The organism is Frankia canadensis, from assembly GCF_900197875.1.
In the GTDB taxonomy this organism is placed as follows: Bacteria; Actinomycetota; Actinomycetes; order Frankiales; family Frankiaceae; genus Frankia; species Frankia canadensis.
Genome location: NZ_FZMO01000544.1, coordinates 18203 through 27284, shown reverse-complemented (window position 1 = coordinate 27284; position 9082 = coordinate 18203). Strand labels below are relative to the sequence as shown.

Here is a 9082-nt window from a genome sequence, read left to right as displayed (position 1 = left end):
CCCAACACAAACGCCCAGCTCAGCGGACCGCTGTCACTCACCCGTGAATGGACACCGTGACCCCTGTCAGCCGAGAAGGCTGGCGACCATGGGTGCGGGGATCGCCCGGACCGGGTGGTCGAGGTCGAGGACTCCCGTTCACCATCTCGGCTGCGGCGCACCGCGCGATTCGGATCGTCGCTGCGGCGGGTCGAGCAGATCACTCGGCTCCGCTTTCCGCAGGCCGAGCTTCAGGCCGTGAATGCGAGTCCGACCGCGCCCGCGCACCTGTGGCTGAGGGACCGCGACCACGACGGGGTTCACCACCGAGCGGGTCGTCCTGGTCTGCGAGGACCCCCTCAGTCCAGAGGTCGTCAACCGGGTGTCCGAGCAGGTCGCCGGCCGCTATTCGACGGGCGTCACTGGGCCATCGAGCTGCGCGACCTCGACAAGTCCCACAGCCTCGACCAGCTCGTCGCCTCCCACCTCGCCGGCGCGGACGAGGACCGCTTCGACCTGGCCGCCTTCCACTACCTGCTGCGCGAGGGCCGGATCGCGCTGTTCTTCGACGGCTACGACGAACTGGCCGTCCGCGTCACCTACGCCCGCGCCACCGAGCACCTCACCACCCTGCTCGCCGCCGCGCAGGGCAGTGCCAAGGTCGTCGTCACCACTCGGCACGACCCTCGCGGAGGGTCTGGCGGAGCAGATCATCCTCGACCGCTCGGCGTCCGCGACAGCCAACGCGAACGCGCTCGTCCTCGTCCTCGTCCTCGTCCTGCGGATCGACGCACGGCTGTCCCGGCCCGCCAGCCTCGGCCACGCCCAGCTCGCCGGCCAGGACCTGTCCGGCCGCGACGTGTCCCACCAGGATCTGCGCGGCGCCGACCTGCGCGGCGCCGACCTCACCAACGCGGGCCTCGCCCACACCGACCTCACCGACGCCGACCTGACCGGCGCGCGTCTGACCGACGTCGACCTGCGAGCCACCGCAGCCTTCACCGACACACGCTGGACCGGCGCGCTCCTCCTCGGTGGGCATGCCCCAGCGGACCCACTCCTCAGCGTCGCCGTACGTGCCGGCCAGCAGACACCCCTACCGTGATCGCACCGCAGATCAGCTCCGTCATGGCGATCGCCTGCGCCCCCGACGGCCAGACCCTCGCGCTTGCCTGCGGCTCCGCCGTACTCATCGCCGACGCCCACGACGGCACAGTGCGCCGCGTCCTCACCGGCCACCTCGCCATGATTTCCACGATGGCGTTCTCCCCCGACGGCCACACCCTCGCCACCAGCGCCGATGACAACACCATCCGCCTGTGGGACGCCACGCTGGCCGAGGAGATCGCGATCCTGGTGCCACTGCCGGACGGCGGTCACGCGGTTGTGCTGCCCGACGGCTCGTACTCCCTGGACGGGGAGGCCCAGGGGCGGTTCTGGTGGGTGATCGGGAACCACAGGTTCGAGGTGGGCGAGCTCGACGACCACGTCCCCGCTGTGCGCCGGCTCGCCCCCGGCACACCGATTCCGCGGCCGCAGGCTTCCCGGCCGCAGCGCTGACGCCCGAACGGGCCGTGAGCGGTGGGTGCCGCAGGCGGCGTCGGATACGTTCCGCGGAACGCGGTGAGCCATCCGGTTCCCCGCCCGGCGGCCCCGCGGGCCTCCCGGGCGGGTCCAGGCCTACCCCGAGGTTCGGGAGTTACGCCCCGCGTTCAGGCATCCGCCGAGCGACAGGATCGTCTCTGGGACGAGACGTGATCGCGGCGGCGCCGACGCGTGGCCGCCAAGGTGGAGGTCGGACGATTATCAGGATCGACGCCGGACGACCCGCTGGGGACACCGGTCGCCCGGAGGCGACGGCAAGCCCGGCTGGACGCTCCGATGCGACGACGGGCCCAGCCGGGCGACGTGGCGCGACGACGAGCCGAACCGCGCGCCCGTGGATGCGCCGGCTCGCCTCGCTGGCGGCCGCGGCGACGCTCGCCATGAGCACGAGCCTGGGCCTGGTCGGCTGTGGCGACGGCCTGGCGACGGCGCACGCCGAGGACAGGGTGAACGCTGCCCCAGCCGGCGGGGACCAGGCGGTGGGTACGACGGAGGTGGGGACGGACGCCGGGCCGGTGGTGGGGACGGTCGGCCGGGCGGTGCGGACGTTTCAGGGGATTCCGTATGCGGCGCCGCCGGTCGGGGAGCTGCGGTGGCGGTCGCCGCAGCCGGTCGCGCCGTGGAGCGCGCCGCGGGACGCCACCCGGCCGGGGCCCACCTGCGCGCAGTCGGTGGGGTTCATGGGTGACCGGCCGAGCGACAACGAGGACTGCCTGTACCTCAACGTGACCGCCCCGGGCGGCCAGACCGCCGCGACAACACCGCGCCCGGTGCTGGTGTGGATCCACGGCGGCGGGTTCTACTCCGGCTCGAGCGATCTCTACGGTGCCCGCCAGCTCGTCGAGCAGGGCGGCCTCGTCGTCGTCACGCTGAACTACCGGCTCGGTGTGCTCGGATTCCTCGCCCATCCGGCCCTCAACGGCACCGGCAACGGCGGCCAGGACCAGCGGCTTTCCGGGAACTACGGGCTGGAGGACCAGCAGGCGGCGCTGCGCTGGGTGCGTCGCAACGCGGCGGCGTTCGGCGGTGACCCGTCGAACGTGACGGTCGCCGGCGAGTCCGCGGGCGGGGCGAGCACCTGCGCCCATCTGGCGGCGCCGGGCAGCGCGGGGCTGTTCCAGCGGGCGATCATCCAGAGCGGGCCGTGCACGATGGCGGGCCGGTGGCCCTACCCGGGCGACTGGCTGCCCCGGCCCCGCGCGACCGCCGAGAAGGCGGGGCAGACCCTGTCCTCCGCCGTCGGCTGCACGTCCAGGTCGACGAAGGATCCGGCGGCGGCGTCCGTCGCGGCGTGCCTGCGCCGGCAACCCGTGGCCGGGCTGCTGGCGGTGACCGCCGGTGGGCAGGGGTACGGGCCGGTGGTGGGCGGCGGGGTGCTGCCGGTCAGCCCCACCGAGGCGCTCACGTCCGGCCGGTTCCCGAGGGTGCCGGTGATGCAGGGGACGACCCGCCAGGAGCACCGCACGTTCGTCGCCGGCGAGGAGTTCTACACCCGGCACGAGGCCACCAGCGTGGACTACACCGCGACGATCGCCGCGGTGTTCGGCCCGACGAAGGCCGCCAGGGTCTTCGCCCGCTACCCGGTGAAGGACTATCCCTCGCCGTCGCTGGCCCTGGCCGCGGTGTGGACGGACTACACCTGGGCGGCGCCCGCGCTCGACACGTCCCGCCTGCTCGCCCGGCAGGTCCCGACGTACGCCTACGAGTTCGCCGACGACGGCGCGCCGTGGGCGTCCCAGCCGCCGCGGCCGAGCTTCCCGACCGGCGCCGCCCATGCCAGCGAGCTGCAGTACCTGTTCGACAACGCCCAGTACACCGGCCCGCTCACCATGGACCAGCAGCGCCTGTCCGACGAGATGGTCGGCTACTGGAGCCGTTTCGCCCGCACCGGCGATCCCAGCGGCCCCGGCGCCCCCACCTGGGCGCCGTTCACCCCGTCCACCGGCACGACCGTCCTGGCTCTCGCCCCCGGAGCGAACGGCACCGCCCCCGTCGACCTCGCCCGCGAGCACAACTACGACTTCTGGCGCTCCCTCACCGGTTGACGCCCGCATATCCGATAGCGGGCCGTCATAGACCGATTGTGATTGCCCGGCGCGGGACCATGGCGCGCCGGCGGCGGCTCATAGTGGGCCGGCGGGTGCGACCGAGCACCGGGTTCGGCTGGGCCGGAGGAGCTGCGGTGACCATTGTCGAGGCGGCGCCGCGTACCGCGGAGCGATTCCAGAGTCGGCTGGACGAGGGGGGCGTGCTCGACCGGCGCTACACGCTGGCCCACGCCGACAATGCCACCCTGGACCTGGTCGACACCGACGGCCGGGCGCACCGGTGCACCGACTTCATGTCGGCCTACGCCGCGGTCAACTTCGGCCATCGCAACCCGTCGATCGAGCGGGCGCTCGCCGCCTCGTCCGACCTGACCGGGCTCTTCCACGGGCCGGAGGCGGAGCAGGTGGCGCGCTGGCTGTGCGGCCGGCTGCCGGCGCCGGACAGCCGGCGGGTTCTCTACCAGGTGGGGGGCAGCTTCGCGGTCGCCGCGGCGCTGGCGCTGGCGCGGCGGCGCCGGCCCGGCCGGGTGATGTCGATCGACGGTGCCTTCCACGGTCTCGGGGTGGACGCGGCGGCGCTCACCAGCGTGCAGCGCGCCTTCTCGCTGCACGACACGGGTTTCGCCGACCGGCTCGCGCCCGAGGTGGTGCACCTGCCGGTCGGTGCCGTTCCCCGTGACTGGGACGACGTCTCCTGCCTGATCTACGAGCCGGTGCAGGGCGCCGGCGGGTATGTGCCGCTCGACCGGGACTGGCTGGGCGAACTGACCGCCGCCGCGGCGGCGGCCGAGGTGGTCACCATCGCCGACGAGATCCAGTGTGGGTTCTTCCGGCACGGGATGTTCAGCCCGTCGGCGGCCTGGGGTCTGGACGCGGACATCGTGCTGTACAGCAAGTCGCTGACGAACGGGATGTACCCGCTGTCCGCCGTCGTCTACCGGCGCTTCCTGGAGGCGGGCGCGGGTCCCCTCTACCTCGCGCACACCTTCCAGACGGGCACCCTGGGCACCGCCGCCGCGCACGAGGTCACCCGCTTCATCGACGGCACGGACGTGACGGGCCTGGCCGCGGCCGTCGGTGCCCGGCTGACGGAGCTCGCCGACCGGCTGCGAGCGGCGGGGCTGGCACGGGCCGTGCACGCGGTCGGCCCGTCGCTGTCCTTCGAACCGACCGCGGTCGCCAGCGGGGATCTCGTACGCCGGGCGTTCGCCGCCGGCGCGCTCGTGTTCAGCGGCGGTCGCCACGGCGAGCGCATCCGGATGGCGCCGCCGCTGACCATTCCGGACGCCCAGCTCGCCGAGGGCATCGAGCTGGTCTGGTCGGCCGCGGGCGGCGGCCGCGCCGGGGGACGGTGACCGCGCCCGTCCCGCCGGCCAGGCCCGACCCGCCGGCCAGGCCCATCGTCGCGGTGCTGTGCGCGGACCGGCGGCCGCCCGGGATGCGGGAGGTCGAACGCGGCGCCGACGTCCGGTACACCACGGCCGACCGGCTCGCCGGCGACCTGCGCGGCGCGGACGCGCTGCTCGTCTGGGACTTCCGCTCGAGCGCGCTGGAAGCGGCCTGGCCGGCCGCGGACGCGCTGCGCTGGACGCACGTCGCCAGCGCCGGGGTGGACGCCGTGCTGTTTCCCGCGCTGCGCGACAGCGACGTCGTGCTGACGAACTCCCGGGGTGTCTTCGAGGGCCCGGTCGCCGAGTACGTGCTCGGCCTCGTGCTCGCGTTCGCGAAGGATCTCGCCGGGACGATGGCCGCGCAGCGGGAGCGCCGGTGGTGGTACCGCGAGGCCGAGCGGGTCGACGGTGCCACCGCGGTGATCGTCGGCACCGGGCCGATCGGGCGGGCCGTCGCGCGCACGCTGCGGGCGGTGGGCATGCGGGTCGAGGGTGTCGGGCGCGGCGGGCGCGGCCACGACCCCGACTTCGGCGTGGTGCACGGCCTCGACGCGCTGACCAGGCGGCTCGGGCACGCCGACTACGTGGTCGTCGCCGCCCCGCTGACGGCACGGACCACGGGCCTGGTCGACGCGGCGGCGCTGGCGGCGATGAAACCCTCCGCCCGCCTCATCAACGTCGGCCGGGGCGCGCTGGTGGTGACCGCCGACCTGGTGGCGGCCCTGCGCGCCGGGATCATCGCCGGCGCGGCGCTGGACGTCTTCGACACCGAGCCGCTGCCCGCCGGCTCGCCGCTGTGGTCCATGCCGAACGTCCTGGTCTCGCCGCACATGGCGGGCGACGTCGTCGGCCACCTGCCCATGCTCGCCGCGCTGTTCGTCGACAACTACGGCCGCTGGCGGCGCGGCCTTCCCCTGCGCAACGTCGTGGACAAGTACCTCGGCTACGTGCCCGTCCCGGCCGCCGCGACGCGGGACTGACGGGCGCCGGGCCGTTCAGAGAATCGTGCGCAGTCCGCGCAGCGCGTCGTCGGGGTCCAGGTCGACCGGGTTGTTGCCCGCCCGGGCCCGCGAGCCCAGGCCCGCGCTCACCAGGGCGGTGAGCGCATCAGGACCGACACCGTAGTCCCGCAGCCGTGGCGACCAGCCGTAGCGGGCGAACGCGTCGCCGAGATGGTCGGCCGGCTCGCGCTGCCCACGGCCGAGCAGCTCGTCGACGGCCGCGAGGCATGCGGCGAACTCCGGCGCCGTGCCGGGCCGGCGGGCCACGGCCAGGTGGTGGGTCAGCAGCCACTGGAGGTTCAGCAGGCAGGCCACCCCGTGAGGGACGCCGTACCGCGTGGTCAGCCCGTAGGCGAAGGCGTGCGCCGCCGTCGTCCGGGTGAGATCGATGGCCCGGCCCGCCGCGAGCGCCGCCGCCGCCAGCGCCGCGCGCCGCGCCGCGCCGCCGTCGGCATCCGCGCCGCCGTCGGCATCCGCACCGGCAACGACGGACGAGGCGCAGGCGGCGTCCGCGGCCGTGGGGGGCCGCAGCAGCAGCGGGACGAGCGCGTCCAGCGCCTCGCGCGCGAACTCCCGGGACCGCGGGGTCGACCGCCGGCTCCACCAGGACTCGACCGCATGGCACAGCGCGTCGAAGGCGCAGCTGCCGACGAGGCCCGCCGGGCAGGTCGCGGCCAGGTCGGGGTCGACAAGGGCCACGTCGGCGAGCACGGCCGGGTGGTCCAGCGACAGCTTGGTGTGGCCGTCGAAGACCGTCGCGAACCGGGTGACCTCGGCGCCGGTGCCGGCGGTGGTGGGCACGAGCACCAGCGGCGGGCGCCGCGCCGCCGACGGCTCCCAGCCGGTCCCGCGCAGCGTGGCGCGGGCCCGCACGTCGTCGGCGGGCAGCAGCCGAACGGCCTTGGCCACGTCGAGCGCGCTGCCGCCGCCGATCCCGACGATCACCTCCGGTCGCCAGCGTTCCCGCACCCGCGCGCCCTCGACGACGTCGGCCAGGCGCGGGTTGGGGGTGAACGCGGAGAACAGCGCGATCTCACTGCCTGCCAGCAGGCCCTCGACCCCGACAGCCCGCCACGCCCGGGCACTGGCCACCACCAGCACGCGCCGCCCCGCGCCCACCATCCGCGGCAGCACCGAGATCGCACCAGGCGCGCGGACCACCCTCGGCGTCCCACCCGGCACGCGCGTCGCCCCCAGGTCCACGTCGAAGGTGTCGGTCATGGCGCGACCGGCGTCGCGGACGTCTCCGCGAGCCAGGCGTGGAAGCGGCGGTGCAGGTCGGGGGCGCTCACCGCGGAGGTCGCCCGGGGCGGGGCGGTCCCGCCGTCCGTGGCCGCCACCCGTACGACAAGCAGGTGCGGGCCTGGACGGGCGAGCATCCCCCGCAACTCCGAGTGCGCGTCCTCAGGCCGCGCGCAACCACGCACCGCGCGGTACCCGCAGGCCAGTGCCACCGCGGCGAGGTCCGTCGTCGGCGAGGTGGTCGCCTGCGCGCCGGTGGACGCGTAGGTGCCGTTGTCGAACACGACGTGCACGAGATTCGGCGGCGCCGTCGCACCGATCGTCGACATCGTGCCCAGGTGCATGAGTGCCGCGCCGTCGCCGTCGAGGACGACCACCGGCCGGCCAGCGGGCGCGGTCCACGCCAGGCCCAGGGCGACGGCGGCGGCGTGCCCCATCGAGCCCTGCATGTAGAAGTGGTTGGCGGCGTCGCCCAGCGCGAACAGCTCGCGGGAGGTGTAGCCGGTCGTCGCGACCACCGGCAGGCCGCGCAGCTCGGGCAGCAGCGCCCGCAGCACCTCCAGCCGGGACGGCGCCCGCGACGCCTCGCCCGCGGGCGCGGGCGCTGGCGCTGGCACTGGCACTGGCACTGGGGCGATCGGGAGCGCGGAGCCGACCGCGCCCTTCTCGACGAGGACGAACGCCGGGCGGCCGCGGGCCAGCTCGTGCTCGGTCTCGTCGAGAATCGTGTCGAGGCCGTCCGCCCCGCGGCGCAGCAGCCACCAGGCGGCACCGAGCGCGTCGAGCAGTCCGGCGGTGGCCCCGCCCATAACCGCGTGCTGGGGCTCGTCGCCCGCCGGGTCCGGCCAGCCGCGCAGGCTGACGAACGCGAGCACGGGCAGGTCGTAGGTCATCAGCAGCGAGGCAAGCGGGTTGACCATGTTGCCCAGCCCGGAGTTCTGGGCGAACACCGCGACCCGCGTGCCGGCCAGCGCCCCGCCCGCGGCGATGCCCAGCGCGGCGCCCTCGTTCGCCGCCGGCACGTACCGCCCGGCCCGCGAGTACACCTCGATCGGGCCGGCGAGGTACGAGCACGGCACACCGGTGGCGGCGGTGAAGCCGCGCGTGCGGAGCACGGCGCAGAACCGCTCGGCGTCCATCAGTCGTCCAGCTCCTGCCACTGACGCAGCCGCTGGAGCGCGAAGACGTCGGACAGCGACGCGAGCGAGGGCTCCAGGTCCGCCGACCCGCCGCGGGTGACGATCGCGTCGAAGGTGGTCCGCAGTGCGTCGATCGTCGCCCGCAGGCCCTGGTTGGCGTAGATGACGAGGGACGCGCCCGCCTTGACGGCGTCGTCGAAGTGCCACCCGGGATAGGTGGTCGGCACCAGCACGATCGGCACCCGCCCGTCCCACCGGTCCAGGAACGCCCCCACCTGTGCGTGCGTCGGTTCCTTGGAGTGGACGAGCACCGCGTCCGCGCCGGAGTCGGCGTACGCGTGGGCGCGGTGCAGCGCCTCGTCCACGCCGAGGCCGCTGATCAGCGCCTCCGTGCGGGCGATGACGAAGAAGTCGGCGCCGTGCTGGACCCGCTTGGCGACGGCGATCTTCCGCGCGAACGCGGCGGTGTCGAGCAGGTCCTGCTGGCCGGGCGCGAAGCTGTTGAGCTTCGGGTAGAGCTTGTCCTCGATGCAGACCGCGGTGATGCCCGCCGCCTCGTACTCGTGCACCAGGTAGGCGACGTTCATGGCGCCGCCGAACCCGGTGTCGCAGTCGGCGACGACGGGGACGCCGACGCGGCGCTGGATGTGCACCGCGGCCTGCAGGTAGTCGGTCAT

9 protein-coding genes are annotated in these 9082 nt (G+C 74.7%); 5 read left to right on the top strand and 4 right to left on the bottom strand.

Annotated elements, in window-relative coordinates; genetic code table 11:
- Nucleotides 1-384: 384 nt before the first annotated feature.
- Nucleotides 385-660, bottom strand: coding sequence for a hypothetical protein (locus C1A33_RS37170; protein WP_133150885.1), 276 nt, complete (start codon nt 658-660; stop codon nt 385-387).
- On the opposite strand from C1A33_RS37170, the gene C1A33_RS37165 reads away from it, so the two are divergent.
- The 5 genes from C1A33_RS37165 (at nt 632) to C1A33_RS30640 (ending at nt 6003) form a co-directional block, all read left to right on the top strand.
- A complete protein-coding gene (locus C1A33_RS37165) occupies nt 632-1084 on the top strand; it encodes a pentapeptide repeat-containing protein (protein ID WP_243408098.1) in 453 nt (150 codons plus the stop codon). The genes C1A33_RS37170 and C1A33_RS37165 overlap by 29 nt on opposite strands.
- Nucleotides 1081-1539, top strand: coding sequence for a WD40 repeat domain-containing protein (locus C1A33_RS30655; protein ID WP_101835717.1), 459 nt, complete (start codon nt 1081-1083; stop codon nt 1537-1539). The genes C1A33_RS37165 and C1A33_RS30655 overlap by 4 nt, the downstream gene beginning before the upstream one ends.
- Before the next feature lie 425 nt (nt 1540-1964).
- Nucleotides 1965-3629: a carboxylesterase/lipase family protein gene (locus C1A33_RS30650; RefSeq protein ID WP_101835726.1), complete on the top strand. Its 1665-nt coding sequence runs from the start codon at nt 1965-1967 to the stop codon at nt 3627-3629.
- Between the two features lie 137 nt (nt 3630-3766).
- Nucleotides 3767-4987, top strand: a complete 1221-nt coding sequence (locus C1A33_RS30645) for an aminotransferase class III-fold pyridoxal phosphate-dependent enzyme (RefSeq protein WP_165818656.1) — start codon at nt 3767-3769, stop codon at nt 4985-4987.
- Nucleotides 4984-6003: a D-2-hydroxyacid dehydrogenase gene (locus tag C1A33_RS30640; protein WP_243408096.1), complete on the top strand. Its 1020-nt coding sequence runs from the start codon at nt 4984-4986 to the stop codon at nt 6001-6003. The genes C1A33_RS30645 and C1A33_RS30640 overlap by 4 nt, the downstream gene beginning before the upstream one ends.
- Nucleotides 6004-6018: 15 nt before the next feature.
- Here the strand turns inward: C1A33_RS30640 and C1A33_RS30635 are convergent, their stop codons facing one another.
- Genes C1A33_RS30635 through C1A33_RS30625 form a run of 3 tightly spaced genes read right to left on the bottom strand, consistent with a single transcriptional unit; the run spans nt 6019 to nt 9082 of the window.
- Entirely contained in the window at nt 6019-7245 is a 1227-nt protein-coding gene (locus C1A33_RS30635; protein WP_101835713.1) for a phosphonoacetaldehyde reductase, read from the bottom strand.
- On the bottom strand, nt 7242-8405 hold the full coding sequence (aepY, locus tag C1A33_RS30630) for a phosphonopyruvate decarboxylase (protein ID WP_207770575.1): 1164 nt from the start codon (nt 8403-8405) through the stop codon (nt 7242-7244). Before aepY ends, C1A33_RS30635 begins: the two co-directional genes overlap by 4 nt.
- Complete coding sequence (locus C1A33_RS30625) at nt 8405-9082, bottom strand: isocitrate lyase/phosphoenolpyruvate mutase family protein (protein WP_101835711.1); 678 nt, start codon at nt 9080-9082, stop codon at nt 8405-8407. The genes aepY and C1A33_RS30625 overlap by 1 nt, the downstream gene beginning before the upstream one ends.